Annotated in this window: 14 protein-coding genes; 7 read left to right on the top strand and 7 right to left on the bottom strand. The window is 66.4% G+C overall.

Going from position 1 to position 16,074, the window contains the following annotated elements; genetic code table 11:
* The first annotated feature begins 21 nt into the window (after positions 1-21).
* From hsaA to VMT40_RS12030, 3 genes are all read left to right on the top strand, one after another.
* A complete protein-coding gene (hsaA, locus tag VMT40_RS12040) occupies positions 22-1,182 on the top strand; it encodes a 3-hydroxy-9,10-secoandrosta-1,3,5(10)-triene-9,17-dione monooxygenase oxygenase subunit (RefSeq protein ID WP_326358053.1) in 1,161 nt (386 codons plus the stop codon).
* Positions 1,182-2,036 (top strand): alpha/beta fold hydrolase, encoded by an 855-nt coding sequence (locus VMT40_RS12035; protein ID WP_326358052.1) that lies wholly within the window; start codon positions 1,182-1,184, stop codon positions 2,034-2,036. The genes hsaA and VMT40_RS12035 overlap by 1 nt, the downstream gene beginning before the upstream one ends.
* A gap of 86 nt (positions 2,037-2,122) precedes the next feature.
* Entirely contained in the window at positions 2,123-2,647 is a 525-nt protein-coding gene (locus VMT40_RS12030; protein ID WP_326358051.1) for a DinB family protein, read from the top strand.
* 2 nt (positions 2,648-2,649) lie between these two features.
* Here the strand turns inward: VMT40_RS12030 and VMT40_RS12025 are convergent, their stop codons facing one another.
* Both VMT40_RS12025 and VMT40_RS12020 read right to left on the bottom strand, forming a co-directional pair.
* Complete coding sequence (locus tag VMT40_RS12025; protein ID WP_326358050.1) at positions 2,650-3,276, bottom strand: hypothetical protein; 627 nt, start codon at positions 3,274-3,276, stop codon at positions 2,650-2,652.
* 6 nt (positions 3,277-3,282) lie between these two features.
* On the bottom strand, positions 3,283-5,586 hold the full coding sequence (locus tag VMT40_RS12020) for a LuxR C-terminal-related transcriptional regulator (protein WP_326358049.1): 2,304 nt from the start codon (positions 5,584-5,586) through the stop codon (positions 3,283-3,285).
* 156 nt (positions 5,587-5,742) lie between these two features.
* Between VMT40_RS12020 and VMT40_RS12015 the strand changes: the two genes are divergently transcribed.
* Positions 5,743-6,120 carry a hypothetical protein gene (locus VMT40_RS12015; RefSeq protein WP_442789977.1) on the top strand — a complete coding sequence of 126 codons (378 nt, stop codon included), beginning with the start codon at positions 5,743-5,745 and terminating at the stop codon, positions 6,118-6,120.
* A 1-nt stretch (position 6,121) separates the two neighbouring features.
* Here VMT40_RS12015 and VMT40_RS12010 read toward each other — a convergent pair whose 3' ends face one another.
* Positions 6,122-7,042 (bottom strand): alpha/beta hydrolase, encoded by a 921-nt coding sequence (locus tag VMT40_RS12010; RefSeq protein ID WP_326358047.1) that lies wholly within the window; start codon positions 7,040-7,042, stop codon positions 6,122-6,124.
* Between the two features lie 59 nt (positions 7,043-7,101).
* Positions 7,102-7,950 (bottom strand): alpha/beta fold hydrolase, encoded by an 849-nt coding sequence (locus VMT40_RS12005; RefSeq protein ID WP_326358046.1) that lies wholly within the window; start codon positions 7,948-7,950, stop codon positions 7,102-7,104.
* 52 nt (positions 7,951-8,002) lie between these two features.
* On the opposite strand from VMT40_RS12005, the gene VMT40_RS12000 reads away from it, so the two are divergent.
* The 3 genes from VMT40_RS12000 (at position 8,003) to VMT40_RS11990 (ending at position 12,078) form a co-directional block, all read left to right on the top strand.
* Complete coding sequence (locus VMT40_RS12000; RefSeq protein ID WP_326358045.1) at positions 8,003-8,596, top strand: TetR/AcrR family transcriptional regulator; 594 nt, start codon at positions 8,003-8,005, stop codon at positions 8,594-8,596.
* A 55-nt stretch (positions 8,597-8,651) separates the two neighbouring features.
* Complete coding sequence (locus VMT40_RS11995; RefSeq protein ID WP_326358044.1) at positions 8,652-10,190, top strand: HNH endonuclease signature motif containing protein; 1,539 nt, start codon at positions 8,652-8,654, stop codon at positions 10,188-10,190.
* A gap of 799 nt (positions 10,191-10,989) precedes the next feature.
* Positions 10,990-12,078, top strand: coding sequence for an erythromycin esterase family protein (locus VMT40_RS11990; RefSeq protein WP_326358043.1), 1,089 nt, complete (start codon positions 10,990-10,992; stop codon positions 12,076-12,078).
* Here VMT40_RS11990 and VMT40_RS11985 read toward each other — a convergent pair.
* The 3 genes from VMT40_RS11985 to VMT40_RS11975 all read right to left on the bottom strand — a co-directional run bounded on the left by VMT40_RS11985 (position 12,053) and on the right by VMT40_RS11975 (position 16,025).
* Positions 12,053-12,787 (bottom strand): carbon-nitrogen hydrolase family protein, encoded by a 735-nt coding sequence (locus tag VMT40_RS11985; protein WP_326358042.1) that lies wholly within the window; start codon positions 12,785-12,787, stop codon positions 12,053-12,055. The two genes, VMT40_RS11990 and VMT40_RS11985, sit on opposite strands and share 26 nt — an antisense overlap.
* 24 nt (positions 12,788-12,811) lie before the next feature.
* The gene (locus tag VMT40_RS11980; protein WP_326358041.1) at positions 12,812-14,059 is read right to left on the bottom strand and encodes a bifunctional 3,4-dihydroxy-2-butanone-4-phosphate synthase/GTP cyclohydrolase II; all 1,248 of its coding nucleotides are present in this window, start codon (positions 14,057-14,059) and stop codon (positions 12,812-12,814) included.
* A 157-nt stretch (positions 14,060-14,216) separates the two neighbouring features.
* A complete protein-coding gene (locus tag VMT40_RS11975; RefSeq protein ID WP_326358040.1) occupies positions 14,217-16,025 on the bottom strand; it encodes an MFS transporter in 1,809 nt (602 codons plus the stop codon).
* Positions 16,026-16,074 lie beyond the last annotated feature (49 nt).

The following is a 16,074-nucleotide window of genomic DNA, read 5'->3' as shown; positions in this document are numbered from 1 at the left end:
GCACGAGGAGGGAACACCCGCATGACGAACAAGGTGCTCGATCGGGTTCGGGACCTGTTGCCCGCGCTCCGGGAACGCGCGGCCCAGGCCGAGGAGCAGCGGCGGGTGCCCGACACCAGCATTGCCGAGCTCACCGACGCCGGTGTGTTCCGCATGCTGCAGCCCGCCCGCTTCGGCGGCGACGAGGCCTCGCCGGTGGAGTTCTACGAGGTCATTCGCACCATCGCCACCGTGTGCCCGTCCACCGCGTGGGTGTCCTCGGTGCTGGGCGCGCACCCTTGGCAGCTGGCGCTGTTCGAAGACCAGGCGCAGCAGGATGTCTGGGCCGAGAACCCCGACACCCTGGTGTCGTCCTCCTACGCGCCGACCGGCAAGCTGACCGTGGTCGAGGGCGGCTACGAGCTGTCGGGCCGCTGGGCCTTCTCCTCCGGCTGCGATCACGCGCAATGGGTGTTCCTGGGCGCGCTGGTGCCGGGCGAGAACGGCATGGACTACTACACGATTCTGGTGCCGCGCACCGACTACCGGATCGAGGACACCTGGAACGTGTCCGGCCTGTCGGGCACCGGGTCGAATGACATCGTCATCGACAAGGCCTTCGTGCCCGCCCACCGCGCCTACTCGGCCGCGGATCAGGCCAACCTGATCGGCCCCGGCCAGACGGTGAACACCGCTCCGCTGTACAAGATCTCGTTCGGCGCACTGTTCTCCAACACCATCACCGCCCCGATCATCGGTGCCGCGCAGGGCGCATACGAGGCACACATCGAGCGCCAGCGTGAGCGGGTGCGGCTATCCTACGGCGGGCAGAAGGTGTCCGAGGATCCCTTCGCGCACGTCCGAATCGCCCGTGCCGCTTCGGAAATCGACGCCGCCGTGCTCCAGATGGAACGCAATATGAGCGAGCAGCTGCGGTATGCCCAAGCGGGCGAGGAGATTCCGTTCGAGCTGCGCCTGGCCACCCGCCGCGATCAGGTCCGCGGCACCGAGCGCGCGCTCGAGGCGATCGACCTGCTGTTCAAGAACTCCGGCGGGCACGCGATTCGCCGCCCCAACATCATCGAGCGCAACTGGCGCGACGCGCACGCCGGTAGCGTGCACGTCATCAATGATGTGGAGCGAGCGCTGGCCATGTACGGCAAGGCCGCCATGGGCCTCGAGGTCGCGGATCGGATGCTCTGATGACTCTCACCGTCGAGAACACCACCCGCTGGGTCAGCGTCGACGGCCACAAGCTGCGGTATCACGAGGCCGGGTCGGGTGCGCCGCTGGTGCTGCTGCATGGCTCGGGTGCGGGTGTGTCCGGCTGGGCCAACTTCGGCAACAACCTGGAGGTGCTGTCGCGGCACTTCCGTTGCCTGGTCCTGGATCTGCCAGGTTTCGGCGAGTCGGGGCGGCCGGAGGTGTACGAGCGCAACTATCTGCGTATTGCCGCCGACGCGGTGCTCGGGCTGCTCGATGAGCTGGGTATTGCGAAGGCGCACCTGCTGGGCAATTCCATGGGCGGCACCGTTGCGACGCTACTGGCCCTCGACCATGCCGAGCGGGTCGACCGGCTGGTGCTGATGGCTCCCGGCGGCGTCGGCGTGAATATCTTGGGACCCGAACCGTCCGAGGGCATTTCGCGCCTCATGGAGTTCAACGCCGACCCCAGCGACGAGAAGGCGATGGGCTTCCTGCGGGCCATGGTCTCCAATCCCGCCACCCTCACCGAGGAGTTGGTGGCGACTCGTTTGAAGGCCGCCGCCGACCCTCGCGCCCAGGCCGCGTTGCGTGACGCCTACGCCACCTTCTACAACCCGAAATTGGCCGAACCGCTGCCACTGTGGGCGCGGTTGAAGGGGCTGACCAAAGAAGTCCTGATCCTCTGGGGCCGTGACGACCGGGTGACACCGGTCGAAGGCGCGCTCTTCGCGGCCCGCCAGCTGCCGAACGCGGATCTGCGGACCTTCGCGCGCTGTGGCCACTGGGTCATGGTGGAGCGCAAGGACGCCTTCGAGCGCTCGGTCATCGACTTCCTGAACAACGGCCTGTAGCAGGCGGTTTCCGACGGGTTTCGGGGTGGGAAATCCCATCCCGAAACTCGTTTTCGCGTATCCGGGGTCGGCGCTACAGTCCGAAGATGACGTGGACAGCCCCCGACATCGCCCGTACGCCCCAGGTGCTCATCGGTGACGAGCGCGCCCTTCTGCACTCGCTGCTGACCCGCGGCCGCGAGATCCTGCTCTGGAAATGCCAGGGCCTCAATGGCGAACTCCTCGCCATCCGCAGCGTGGAACCCTCCAGCATGTCCCTGCTCGGCCTGATCCGCCACATGACCGAGGTCGAACGCGGCTGGTTCCGAAGGCGCGCGGCGGGCGAGCCGCTCGACTACGTCTACTGCTCCGAAACCAACCGGGACGGCGACTTCCACGACACCGTCCCCGACCAGGCCGAAGCCGACTACGCCCGCTTCGTCGAGGAAATCGCGTTGGCCGACAAGGCCATTGCCGACCTGCCCCTCGACCACACCGCCCTCCACCCCGGCACGGGCACCGAACTCTCCCTCCGCTGGATCTACCTCCACATGATCGAGGAATACGGCCGCCACGCGGGCCACGCCGACCTCCTCCGCGAACGCATCGACGGCTCCGTCGGCTACCAGTAGCCCTAGGACTCGGCCGAGACGCGTCGGCCTTCGGTGAAGAAGCCGACCAGTGCATCGAGCCCGCCGAGTTCGGCGAGGGTGCGGGCCGCGCCGAAGGATTGGTTCCAGAAGGGGCCGCTGCGGGGTGTCCAGGGGCCGACATAGGCGTACGGCTCGGGAATGAGGGTGTCGCCGGGGGAGACGCCGTAGTTGACCTCGTCCAGGTCGATACCGAGGTCGAAGTGTTCGGGCCAGAGGATCGGCGTGTGGTCGGCGGCGAGGGCGCGCAGGGCAGTGTCGCCGAGTTCGTATGCGCGGCTGAGGGTTCGGGCGTGGTCCGGATCGATCCAGAGTTCGGTATGCGGGTCGAAGCCGGTCACATCGGAGTAGACGCCGTCCGGCATACCGGCTTCGAGGCCTGCGGCGGCGGCGAGATCGGCGATGGTCGCGCCGTGCAGCTTGCCGATCGGCTCGTCGTCCAGCAGCAGCAGATCGTCGCGCACCGCAAGGTTCGGCTCCTTCACCGTCGCGAACCCACCCGGCGCGGCAGCAAGCCGAATCGTCTTGCTGCGCCGATACTCCGGCCCGGCCAGGAGCTGTTCGGCCACCGCATGCAGGCTCTCGCGGGTACGGCGATAGGAGTCGGTCATATCCACCTACAGGTCGTGTTCGTGGGCCCAGGCGGCGAGCTGGGTGCGGGAGGTGAGGCCTAGCTTGGTGAGGATGTGTTCGACGTGGGTTTCGGCGGTGCGGACCGAGATGACCAGGTCGGCGGCGATGCGCTTGTTGCTGTGGCCCGCGGCCACCAGGCGGGCGACGTCCTTTTGACGGCGGGTGAGGACGTTGGTTTCGGAGAGGGTGGCGGTGCTGGCGCGCGGGGACCGCTGCAGAGGGGACGGCGCGACAAGGGGTTCGGGTGCGGCCGGGGTGCGGCCGAGGGCGTAATCGATGGCCTCCTCGAGCGGCAGGCTCGCACCCGCGGCGAAGGCGGCGCGGAAAGCCTCCTCGCCCAAGGCTTCTCGCACCTTGAGGCGTTCCTTCTCGCCGACCGCGACGGTGATCGTGTGCGCCAGCCGAATGGTACTGCGCTGCAATGTCTCCGCCGCGCCGAGCAGCCGCGCCGCGCGCTCGTAGTCGCCGCCCGCCGAGACGGTCCACGCCAGCCCCTCGAATGCCGACGATAGCCAGATACACCGTTCGAACAGCGCCAACTGCTCGATGGCCCGGCTGTGGTACGCGGCCGATGCCTCGAGTTCGCCGCGCCGCCAGTGGTCGATGCCGACTGTCCACAGCGCCAACCCGCCCAGCAGGTGTGAACCGCTGTCGGAGGTGAGTTTCAGGAAACGCTCGGCCAATTCGGTGCGGCCTGGGGCCTCCAACACCATGGCGGCCATGAAAGAGAAGGCGTGCGAATCCATTTCGATGGCGCTCTGCCCATGCGAGGCCGCCAACTCGATGGCACTGCGCCCGAGTTCGAGTGACCGCTCCCGATCGCTATTGGCGAAGGCAAGCAGCGACCGATCCAATGCCACCTCGGCCATGATGTCCGTATCACCCAGTACCGCAGCCAATTCCATGCACTCACCCACCAGCCGCGCGGCGGACTCCTCATCGCCCAGCAGGGCCGCCAGCGAGGCCGCCGAGGACAGCGCCTTGGCCCGCTCGGCGGTCGCCTCCGGATTGCGCGCCAGCGAATCGGTGAGCCAGCGATAGCCCTCGGACAGGAATCGATTGTGCTCCCAGAAGGGGCGCAGCACGGTCACGGTGGCCATGGTGCGCAGCGGCTCGTCCTCGAGCCCGGACTTCAACGCCGCCCGCAGATTGGCGTGCTCCCGGGACAATTCGCCGAACCACGCCACATCCTCGGCGGTCCAGTAGGCGGTCTGCCCGCGCATGGCCAGCTGCCGGTAGTGCTCGCGGTGTCGGGCCCGAACCTGCTGCGCCGCACCGCGTTCGGCCAGGCGGTCGGCGGCGAACTGGCGGATGGGTTCCAGCATCGAGTACCGGGCGACATCCCCGTCGAAGCGCAGCATCACCACGGACTTGTCCACCAGTCCGGTCAATGCCTCCATGAGCGAGCCCGATTCCAGCTCGCACACCGCCTCCGCGGCATCGATGTCGAAGCCGCCCGCGAATACCGAAAGCTGTTCCCACAGTGTCTGTTCCGCCGCCGTGCAGAGGTCGTAGCTCCAGCGGATCGCGCCCTCTATCGTCTGCTGCCGCTGCGGCGCGGTGCGCGGTCCGGCGCTGAGCAGACCGATGGTGTCGTCGAGTCGATCCAGGATCTGTTCCGGTGTGAACATGCGCAGCCGCAGCGCCGCCAATTCCAGGGCCAGGGGCATGCCCTCGAGCCGACGGCAGATCTCGGCCAGCACCGCGCGATTGGCGGGCGTGGCCTGGAAGCTCGGATTGGCGGCCGTCGCGCGCTCGACGAACAGCTGCAGCGCGTCCCCGTCCTCCCCGGCGGTCTCGGGCACGGTCAGCGGCGGCACCGGCATGACCTGCTCGCCCGGGATGCCCAGCACCTCCCGGCTGGTCGCCAATACCCGCACATCGGGCGTGGTCGCGATGATCCGACCGACCAGTGCCGCACACGCCTCGATCAGATGCTCACAGTTGTCCAGAATCAGCAGCAGCCGCTTGTCGGCCAGGAATTCGGTGAGCCGGGGCAGCGGCGCGGTGGATTCGTCGCGCAGGTCCAGCGCCTCGGTCACGGCCAGGGTGACGAGCGCGGGGTCCTGCACGTCGGCGAGCTCGACCAGCCACACGCCGTCCGGGAAGGCCCGCGACACCAGCTGCCCGATCTGCCGCGACAATCGGGTCTTCCCCATGCCGCCGGGACCCAACAGGGTGAGCACCCGGGTGGTGGGCAGCAGACGCTTCGCGGTAGCCAGTTCTTCGCGGCGGCCGACGAAGCTAGTCACCTCTTCGGGGAGGTTTCCATTGACACGCCGCGCCATGGCGTCAAACCTATGTGATTTGCGGCATGCTGTGCCAGCAGCGCCGCATAAACGCTGCTCGTGGCGGTCGCGAAGGTGTCCGGCGATACACTCGGGCGGGTGCCGAGCAGAACACGCCGAGCCCGTCTCTCCGACGTTCACGAGCTGGCTGCCGCCATGCCGCACGTCACCGTCGTCGAAGGTCCGGCGGGCAATCCGGTCTACCAGGTGGGCCAGAAGTCGTTCGTCTTCTTCCGCAGCCGCCGCCCCGATGCGGTCGACCCGGTGACAGGCGAACGCTATGACGACGTCATCGTCATCTGGGTCCCGTCCGAGGACGACAAACTGGCGCTCACCCAGGACCCCGACTCCCCGTTCTTCACCACCCCGCACTTCGACGGACATCTCTCGGTCCTGGTGCGCGGCAGCCGAATTCCCGAACTGACGCTGCAAGAACTGACCGAGGTCATCCAAGACGCCTGGCTGTCGCGGGCTTCGCCCACCCGCGCCCGCCGCTGGCTCGCGGAACACGGGCCCGACGCGACGAAGGCTTGACTCAGCGTGGCGACCGCGCGGGGGTCAGGGCGCGGCTCAGTGCGCCGATGATGACTTTTCGGGCCGCCCGCCCCTCCGGCGTCGGTGTCAGCGGATACACGTGGACCAGCCCCGGCTCCTCGACATAGTCGACGTCCACGCCTGCGGCCCTGGCCTTTTCGACCATGAGGCGGGTGTCGGGCACCAGGATGTCGCGCGAGCCGCAGAAGACGGTGAGCGGGCCGAGACCGGTGAAGTCGGCGAACAGGGGAGAGACGCGCGGATCGGTGATCTCCAGCGGTCCCCGCCAACTCTCGCCCAACACCAGCCCGCCCTCGCGGCCGAGCCACGGATCCTCGGGTTGGACGGCGAGAATCTCGGGATTGCTCATCGACAGATCCAGCGCGGGTGAAATCAGCACTGTGCGAGGCACACTCGGCTGCTCGTCGTCCCGCAGCAGCACGGCAGTGGACAGCGCGATCTGCCCACCCGCCGAATCCCCGGCCAGACAGACCTCGCCGTACCGCTCCCGATTGGCGCGCACCAGCTCGGCGAAGGCCGGAATCACCTGATCGGCGGTCCCGAAGGGAATCAGCGGATAGATGGGCAGGGTGACGGTGGTGCCCGCGTCGGCGGCGATATCGGCGGCCAATTCCCAGTGCTGCCGAGCAACCTCATTCACCCACGCGCCGCCGTGGCAATAGATGACATTGCCCCGCGCGCGGCCGGATCGGGGAGTGAGGGTGTAGATCGGCCAACCGCCCTCCCGACGCACCGAGATCTCGATATCGGAGCGCAGAATGCGAGGCGGTGCGAACGGCTGCGGCCGGATCGTGCGCTCTCGGATGTGTTCTCGCGCCCTCTCGGCGGTGAGGAAGGGCTGGTTGGCGCGGGTGATCCGCAGATAGGCGGGCACCACCACCCGACTCATGAAGCTCGGCATCGCGCCTCCAGTGCATTCGTCCGGCCGATCCCGCCGACCAAACCGAACGGTAACCCGGACTAGTCGGACTCGACGACGGCTTCGGTGAGAAAGGCCGACATGGCCGCGGCGACGGCATCGGGTTGATCGAGCATGGACAGGACGTAGGCGTCGTCGATCTCGACCAGCCGAGCCTTCGGAATGATGTCGGCCAGGCGGCGGCCGTGCTCGCGCGGCATCACCTTGCCCGCCGAGGACCAGAGGATCAGGGCGTCGCCCGAGAAGTTCCGCAGCGCTTCGGTATTCGCGATGAGCTCGGCCTTGGAGCGCTTGGACTTGGCGTAGGCGAGCATGTCGCGCTGAATCCGCTTGTCCCGCAGGCCGGGTTCGGTCCAGCCGTGCACCAGTTCGTCGCTGAGGGGATAGCGGGCCATCCAGCCGAAGAGAAGCGGCGACTTCCGCAACCACGAGACGCGTAATTGCTTGAGCCCCAAGGTGAGTGCGCCGGGTACGTACGCGGCGACGGTGACGGTCTTGCCGGGCAGTCCGGGTGGGAAGTTGGCGAATGCCTCGCAGGGCAGCACGATCATGCGGGCGATGCGGTCGTCGAGGCCGTAGGCGGTGAGGAACAGGCCGCCGCCCCAATCGGTGTGGACCAGGGTGATGTCGTGAAGGTCCAGTGCGGCAAGGAAATCGGCGATGAGCTGGTTCAATCCCCGCATGCTCAGATCCGCGCCCTCGCGCATGGGCTCGGGGTGTGATCCGAACGGTAGATCCGGGAGCAGGTAGCGGAAACCCTCCGGCAGCTTGTCAATGACTTTGTCCCACTGCGTGTGGTTCATCAAGAGTCCGTGCAAGAGCACGACCGCGGGCCCCTCACCCCGCTCGACGTAATGGATTCGACCTGCGCTTACTTCAATAGTCGGCATGATTTCCTCCTCTAGAGCACACGCTCTAGTGCGTTTGCTCTAGTCTGTATCGGTGAGCGAGAACCTGTCAACCACCACCCGGGACCGGCTGGTCACCGCCGTCGCCGAGCTCATGCGCGTCCAGGGCTACAGCGCGATCACCGTCAAACAGATCACCGCCGCCTCGAACGCCCCCATGGGTTCGCTCTACCACCACTTCCCGGCCGGGAAAGCGGCCATCGCCGCCGAGGCCCTACGCACCTCGGGCGCGGCCTACATCCAGTTGCTGCCTCTTCTGCTGGACGCCCATGACGATCTGCGCGAAGCGGTCCCGGCTGCTTTCGCGGCCGCCGCCGAGACGATCGAACAGAGCGGTTGGATGAATATGTGCCCCGTCGGAACGGTTGCCGGGGAAGTGGCGGACAGTGAACCTGGAATACGCGATGTCGCAGCAGAAGTCATGAATTCCTGGATCGATCAGGGTGTGGCATATTTCGTGCGCCGCGGGCTCGCGGACGATGACGCGCGGGAATTGATGATTGCGATTCTCTGTGCGCTGGAAGGGGCTTTCGTGCTCAGCCGCACACTGCGCTCGACGGAGCCGCTACTGGCTGCCGGAAAGGCAATGGGCGCAAGGGTTTCAGAGATTCTAAGAGTGAAAAGCTAAGTAACAACGGACATTTCGGGTTCCATTGGTTGGAATTCGGCGGTAGAATTAGCGTATGAATTCGAAGGGGGAATCACTCGACAGCACCGGCGTCAGCGCCCTGATGACCGTGGTAACCAACGTCAACGACAATGTCCTGCACGGCGGCCTCAACCACCTGTCCGATATCGATGTCGTGGAATTCATGCGCCGCTTGGAAATCTGCAAACGCCAACTGGCCGCACTGGATTCGACTCTGGTGATCGAGGCGTCGGAGCGGGACCTGCCGCGCAAGGCCGGGGTGAAGGACGCGGTGCCGTTCCTGCGCCAAACCCTGGGCCTGTCCCGGTACGACGCGGCGGTGCGGGTGAAGATCGCCGCAGCGTGTGGAGAGTTCCTCGGAGCCGACGGCAAGCCGCGCCCGATCACCCTGACGGCGACAGCGAATGCTTTTGAGGCGGGTGTGATTTCGCGTGATCATGTGCGCGGGATCGTGGACATCATGACGCATCTGCCCGCCGAGGTTCCCGCGCCCGCGCGGACCGAAACCGAGGCGCTGCTGGTCGAGCACTGCGTCACCGGCATGCCCGATGACCTGCCGAAGATCGGGCGCGAGATCCTCGCCCGCCTGGACCCGGAGGGCACGGTGATCTCCGATGCCGATCGTCGTCGCCGTCGTGGCATCACGATCAGCCGTCCCGGTGTGGATGGGATGTCGAAGATCGAGGGCTGGCTGACCCCCGAGTTGCGGGCGTTGTTGGATGCGATCTTCGCCAAGCTGGCCCGCCCGGGTATGTGCAACCTCGACGACACGGATGCCGAGATCCTCACCGCCACAGCGCGGGTCGAGTCCAAGGTGTTGGAGGCGGCGGCGCGTCGCGATCGTCGTGACGCCGCCCAGCGCACCCATGACGCGTTGTTCGCGCTCGTTACCGCGTTGCAGCCGGTCGCCGACTCCGCCGCCGATGCTGTTGCTTCCACCGCTGCTGCTGGTGCGGGTGTTGCTGCCGCTGCAGCGAAGGCGGGTAAGCCGGTGAAGCTGGGCAAGCACCGTGGCCTGCCGGTCGAGGTCGTCGTCACGATGAGCCTGGCCGATCTCGAGCGCGGCGCGGGGGTCGCGACCACCGCCTCGGGTGGGCACCTCTCGATTAACGAAGCTCTCAAGCTGGCCAAGGGTTCTCGCCCGGTGCTGGCGGTGCTGGACAAGGACGAGATCCCGCTCTACCTGGCTCACGGTGAACGCCTCGCGAGTTCCGGGCAGCGGTTGGCGTTGATCGCCCGCGATCGTGGGTGCACCCACCCCGGATGCGATGTGCCCGCCAGCATGTGTGCCGCCCACCACGTGATCGACTGGGCCAAGGGCGGACCCACCGATTTGAACAACCTCGCGCTCGTGTGCGATCACCACCACGCCCTCGTCAACGACAGCGACAACGGTTGGCAGACGGTGATGTTGGGCAAGGACTCCGCCCACCCGGGCCGGGTCGGCTGGATTGCCCCGGCGACGTTGGACCCCTCCCACACGCCTCGCGTGAACGAGCACCATCACGTCGGGCAGCGGGTCGCCACGGCGGTCGATTCGAGTTGCCGGAGGTGGGGTGCACGGGCAGCGTGAAACCCGGCTGCTCGTCTCCTGCTGGCGTGCGCAGGGACGGGGAAGTGTGGTCACCTCGCCTGCCCTACCGCACTTGGGCTGACGCCGGGTTGGGAGCCGCCACCTCACCTCCCAGCCCACGGACTGCACGCATCACCTTTAAAGACAAAACCCAAAAACCAAAAGACTCAAAAACCTCCGCCCTCCAACAGCCCCGCCCTCCAACAGCCCCGCCCTCCAACAGCCCCGCCCTCCAACAGCCCCGCCCACCGATCGCCCCGCCCACCGATCGCCCGACCTACCGATAGTCCCGCCCACCGAAACTCAACCGACCGACGGCCTGGCCCACCGACAGACCCGCCGACCGAGACCCTGCCGAAAGGCCTCAAGCCCAAAGACCGCAAGGCTCAACGCTTCCCGAACCCGACCACAGCTGGTCAGCTCTTTGACAATTTCACAGAGACGATGAACGGCCGAGCGGTGAGCGGGCTGGGACGTGAGTGAGGTGCCATAGGTGAGGGGGCTGGGAGGTGCGGTTGTTTCCGTGAGGGGGCTGGTAGGTGAGGGGGCCTCGCAAGCTCGACCCGCCTCTCTCCCTCCTCCAGGCATCTTTTGTCTTTCCGTGAGTGGGCTGGGAGGTGAGTGAGGTTCGCTAGGTGAGGTGGCTGGTAGGTGCGGTTTTTGCGGGAGGGGGCTGGTGGGTGAGGGGGCCTCGCAGGCTCGGCCACCCTCTCTCCCTCCTCCTGGCTTCTTTTGTCTTTTTGGGTTTTGTCTCTCTTCTGCTTGACCTGAACCAATGTTGAGGTTGGAGAGTGGGGGCATGGACGCCAGCACACTTGCAAAAGCATCGGTCGTGGGGATCGGCGAATCGACGCGGTTCGCTCATGAGACGTTCGCCTTGCGCGATGAACTTTTTCGGGACTTGGTGGAGCGCTACAACTTTCGGACTCTTGCTGTTCAGGACAGTGCCGATGTGGCCGAGGCTCTTGACGCGTATGTTCGGGAGGGGAAGGGGACTGCTGCCTCGGCGCTCGAGAATGCGTGGCGGCCTTGGCGTACGGAGGAGATGGTTGCGGCGCTGAGCTGGATTCGGGAGTTCAACGAGGCGCATCCTGACGATCAGGTTCGGATCATTGGCATCAAGCCGGTTCAGGCGAAACCGGAGGATTATGACGCGGTGTTGGATGCTGTTCGGGCACAGGCGCCGAGCTACGCTGCTGCGCTGGCCTCGCATTTGGAGCCTATCCGGACCGCGCACGCCGTCGACGAACACGTGCAGCGCGCCCGGGGCACGCACCCTGGCCGACCGTTCCTGGAGCATGCCCGTGACGCCTCGGCGCTGATCGCCGAAATCCCCGAACTGGACGAAACCATCCGCGCCCGAATGGCTTTGATCGAGGATTTCCACAAGCACAGCGTTGCGGGCCGTGGGAGCTTCGCCGGTGAGGGGAGGCTCTGGGCCGCGTCGATCATCGAGCACTATCGGCGCACGGGCTCGCGCATTGTCTACTGGGACGGCATCGCTCATGTTTCCGCCGAGTCCACGACTCTCGGCAAGGCCGCGGATCAGGGTGACATCGTCACCGTCGGCAGTGTTCTCCGCGAGCATTTCGGCCGCGACTACGCCTCGGTCGCCATCGGTTTCCATCATGGGAATGTCGGTGTCGCCGAGATACCGGCTCCCGCACCGGATTTCCTCGATGCAGAGCTGGGAGAACGCAGCGATGGGATTCAGTGGCTGGACATGCGCACCGATCCCATTTCGAAGCCGGTCAAGATGCGCGTGATCAGCGGCGTCTACAACCCGGCCCGAGATGCCGAGGAGCACTTGGCGATCCGCGATCTGTCGGCGGCCTTCGACGTGGTGGTCCACATTCCCGAGGTCACCCCGGTGAGCTGGTTGTCCTGACGGCCTTTTCGACGCGGGCGGCGACCACACCGGTCGAACTCGAATCACCCTCGACCAGCAGGTCGCCGCCGGGCCGCCACACCGCCGACCCGCCACAACCCACCCACGCTCCGGCCGGTCCGACGTGATTCGCCAGCACCACAGACATATTCGAATCACGTGCGATCGAGGGATAGATGCTCGCCCGCTCCCGCACCCCGCCGCCGGTGCCGTACAGCGAGCTGGCCAGATGCACATCGCAGCCGTCGGCGGCACTGCGCTCGATGAGATCCGGAAAGTGGTTGTCGTAGCAGGTGGCCAGTGAGAACCGCAGGCCGCCCAGCTCGAATCGACCGTCCTGCGAGCCCGCGACGAACACCTCCCGCTCATGCTCGAACAGGTGCCGCTTGAGGTAACTTCCGATCAACTCGCCAGAGCCCGAGTACACGAAGGTGGCGATGGCCGGACCGCTTTCGGTGGGGGCGGCGCAATTGAGCACGGTGGCGATCCCGCTGTTCCGCAGCGCATCCAGTCGGGCATCGTGCGGCCCGACCCACACCTCGGGATCGGCGGCCACGATATCCAGCTCGTACCCGGTGAGCGTCAGCTCGGGAAACACCACCAGATCCGCGCCATCCGCCGCGGCCCGCTCGGCGAGTTCGACCGCCTGCCGCACATTGGCGACGACGTCCCCGGGAACGCAGGTGAGCTGGGCGGCAGCGATCTTCATGCCCCCAGCATCCCAGTCGAGTGCTCAGCGGTAACCGACGGCCTCGAACTGCGGCAGCTGATGGCTCATCCGATCGCGTTTGGTGCCGAGGTAGTGCACATTGTGTTCGGTCGGCTGGGTCTGCAGCGGGATCCGAGTGTTGACGGTGATTCCGTTGGCTTCCAAGCCCGCCTGCTTAGCGGGGTTATTGCTCAGCAGCTGGACGGAGTTCACGCCGAGATCGGTGAGAATCCGCGCGGCCGCACCGTAATCGCGGGCGTCGATCGGCAGGCCCAGTCGGACATTGGCGTCGACGGTGTCGGCTCCGGCGTCTTGCAGCTCGTAGGCTCGCAGCTTGTTGAGCAGTCCGATGCCGCGACCCTCCTGCCCTCGGAGGTAGACGATGACACCCCTTCCCGCCGAGGCGACCGCCGCCAACGCGGCGTCGAGCTGCTCCCCGCAATCGCAGCGCAACGAGCCGAACGCATCACCGGTCAGGCATTCGGAATGCACGCGCGCCAAGACGTTCTCGCCGGAAGGCTCGCCGTAGACCAGTGCCAGATGTTCCGCGCCGGAGTGCTCATCGGAGTAGCCGTAGACCCGGAAGTCACCGAGCCGGGTGGGCAGCCGAGTCTCGACGATTCGAGAAACACCGTGCTCCAACCGTTTCCGATGCGCGATCAGATCGGCGATGGAGACGAGGGGGATATTCCATTCCCGAGCCCGGACCAGCAGTTCGGGCAGCCGAGCCATGGTCCCGTCGTCGTTCACGACCTCGGCGATGACGCCTGCGGGCCGCAGCCCCGCCAGCCGCATCAGATCGACGGCGGCCTCGGTATGCCCCGGACGCCCCAGCACGCCAAGGGGATTCGCGCGCAATGGAAACACATGACCCGGCCTGGAAAGCTGATCGGCGGTGGTCCGGGGGTCGGCCAGCACCCGCATGGTCTGCGCGCGATCGGCGGCCGAAATCCCGGTGCCGACACCGGAAATCGCATCCACCGACACGGTATAGGCGGTGCCTTTCGGGTCCTGGTTCACCGCCGTCATCGGCGGCAACCGCAGCCGGTCACAGTCTTCCCCAGCCATGGGCACGCAGATCACCCCGCTGGTGTGCCGCACCAGGAACGCGATATTCGCCGCGGTCGCGTGCTCGGCCGCCAGGATCAGATCGCCTTCGTTCTCGCGATCCTCGTCATCCACGACCAGTACCATGCCGCCGTTGGCAAGGGCGGCAACCGCCATCGCGATGGTGTCGAGTTCACCGGTCATCGTCGACCGCTCGGTCATCATCGAGAACCTCCTCCGGCCGCACGGGCTGTCGGCCTATTTCCAATCGAAATATGACGGCCGAAGAACAACGAGGTGAGGTCCCGCTCAGTGGTCAGCGATGAGCACAGAACGGCCCGAAGACGAATCGCCTCCGGGCCGTCGCGACCGACCACTACAGCTAGTGTGCCGCACCGCCCGTCGCCGCAGTGCGTCCATGCTTCATGATCAGCGCCCCGACCAGCGCCACCGCCGCCGAGATCGCCACGAAGTAGAAGCTGACCTCATACCCCTTGTCCGAGTACAGCAGTGGAATGTCCTTGGTGACCGGCGCCGCGCCCGTCACCGACACCACCGCCTTGACCGGATTGGCATTCAGGAACGCCGTCGCCACCGCGAGCCCGATGCCCGCGCCCATGGCCTGCATGACACCCAGCATGCCCGCGCTGATGCCCTGCTGTTGGGCCGGAACACCTTCCACGATGAGGTTCGGCGTCGAGGCGTAATACAGCGCGAACGCGATGCCGTACACCGCGCTGATCAGCGCCTGCGTCTGCCAGCCGTGCGAGAGCGCCGCGTAGGCGAAACCGCTGCCCACGAAGATGACCAGCGCCGTCACCAGCGGCCACCGCGCACCCGAGCGTCGAATCCAAAGTCCGCCCAGGAAGCCGAACAGCATGGCGATCAACGACTGTGCCAGCGTCACATGCGTGGCGAACTTCAGCAGCGAGAAGTTGTCACCGTAGCTGTAGCCCGGCTGCAGATCCACCTTCACCATGTCCGGCGGCAGGTGTTGGTACACCGCTTCCGGCGGCACCTGCGCGTTCACGACCTCCGGGGTCACCTGTGCGTTCACGGTGTCGGTCAGCTGCTTGACCACCTCGGGCGGCAGTTCCACACCCGGCGGCATGGCGGCCTTGGCCTGCGCCTCGGCCTGGGCGAGCCCCTGGGCCCGTGCCTGGGTGAGGGCCTGCGCCTGCGCCTGGCTCAACGCACCGGCCTTCACCTGATCCCAGGTGGCCGACTTCACCTGCGCCACAACCTGATCCGACGGCGGCGACTGCGTCATGTACCCGGTCGCGTACGACTGGTAGCCGATCATGAACGAGGCCAGCAGGCCGATGAACAGCACCGCGCTCACCCGCGGCGTGAACAGCAGCTTCATATCCATGATCGGTTGCTTCGCACGCCGTTCCACGAGCGGGAACAGCGCCAGCAGCACCAGCCCGCCGATCAGCCAGGCCAGCGTGGCGGGCCTGGTCCAGCCCCAGTCCTGTCCCTTGTCCAGGTACAGCAGGGTGAGCGTCGCGCCCGCGCCGAGCAGCAGCGCGCCGACCAGGTCCAGTCGTTGCGGCGTGCGCAGCTTGGACTCCGGCACCACGATGATCAGCAGCGGAATCATGATCAGCGCAAAAACGAACAGGAACCAGAACAGTCCGCGCCAGCTGTAGTGATCGGTGATGTAGCCGCCGATCAGCGGACCCGCGAGAGCCGACACACCCAAACCCGTCGAGGCGATGCCGAGACCGATGGGCACCATCCGGCGCGGCATCAGATCACGAATCAGACCGTAGGACACCACGGTGGTCGCGATGGCAGTCGCCTCCAGCGCACGACCCACGAGGAACAGCGCCCAGTTGCTGGTGACCGCGCACAACACCGTGCCGAAGAGGAACAGCACCCCGCAGACCAGGAACATCTTCTTCTTGCCCCAGATGTCGCTGAGCTTGCCGATCAGCGGGGACACCGCGGCACCGAAAATGCCGAAAACGATGATGGCCCAGTTGATATTGGCGCCCTGGTCGGGGAAGGTGGGCGCGATCTGACGCAGGGCCGAGGCGACCATCACGTACTGCATCGGGGAGACCTCGGTGAACAGCACGATGACGGCGAGGACCGACCAGATCCTCAGATTCGACGCGCCATCGAGGCGGCCGCTTTCGTCAGGCGCGGCGCCGGGTGGCACCGCGGTGTCGACGGAGGTGGACATTGTGCGTCCTCCAGGGTGAGCAGTAACACGATGGTGTGAACCGTGTCAC

The sequence above is a fragment of the Nocardia sp. CDC160 genome, assembly GCF_035818795.1.
Lineage (GTDB): Bacteria > Actinomycetota > Actinomycetes > Mycobacteriales > Mycobacteriaceae > Nocardia.
The sequence above is the reverse complement of the archived record's forward strand: the minus strand, read 5'-3'. Positions and strand labels throughout refer to the sequence as shown.

Excerpts from the sequence above, each read along its gene's own strand:
- hsaA (WP_326358053.1), top strand. The coding sequence starts at position 22 with ATGACGAACAAGGTGCTCGATCGGGTTCGGGACCTGTTGCCCGCGCTC.
- VMT40_RS12035 (WP_326358052.1), top strand. The coding sequence starts at position 1,182 with ATGACTCTCACCGTCGAGAACACCACCCGCTGGGTCAGCGTCGACGGC.
- VMT40_RS12030 (WP_326358051.1), top strand. The coding sequence starts at position 2,123 with ATGACGTGGACAGCCCCCGACATCGCCCGTACGCCCCAGGTGCTCATC.
- VMT40_RS12025 (WP_326358050.1), bottom strand. The coding sequence starts at position 3,276 with ATGACCGACTCCTATCGCCGTACCCGCGAGAGCCTGCATGCGGTGGCC.
- VMT40_RS12020 (WP_326358049.1), bottom strand. The coding sequence starts at position 5,586 with ATGGCGCGGCGTGTCAATGGAAACCTCCCCGAAGAGGTGACTAGCTTC.
- VMT40_RS12015 (WP_442789977.1), top strand. The coding sequence starts at position 5,743 with ATGCCGCACGTCACCGTCGTCGAAGGTCCGGCGGGCAATCCGGTCTAC.
- VMT40_RS12010 (WP_326358047.1), bottom strand. The coding sequence starts at position 7,042 with ATGCCGAGCTTCATGAGTCGGGTGGTGGTGCCCGCCTATCTGCGGATC.
- VMT40_RS12005 (WP_326358046.1), bottom strand. The coding sequence starts at position 7,950 with ATGCCGACTATTGAAGTAAGCGCAGGTCGAATCCATTACGTCGAGCGG.
- VMT40_RS11995 (WP_326358044.1), top strand. The coding sequence starts at position 8,652 with ATGAATTCGAAGGGGGAATCACTCGACAGCACCGGCGTCAGCGCCCTG.
- VMT40_RS11990 (WP_326358043.1), top strand. The coding sequence starts at position 10,990 with ATGGACGCCAGCACACTTGCAAAAGCATCGGTCGTGGGGATCGGCGAA.
- VMT40_RS11985 (WP_326358042.1), bottom strand. The coding sequence starts at position 12,787 with ATGAAGATCGCTGCCGCCCAGCTCACCTGCGTTCCCGGGGACGTCGTC.
- VMT40_RS11980 (WP_326358041.1), bottom strand. The coding sequence starts at position 14,059 with ATGATGACCGAGCGGTCGACGATGACCGGTGAACTCGACACCATCGCG.
- VMT40_RS11975 (WP_326358040.1), bottom strand. The coding sequence starts at position 16,025 with ATGTCCACCTCCGTCGACACCGCGGTGCCACCCGGCGCCGCGCCTGAC.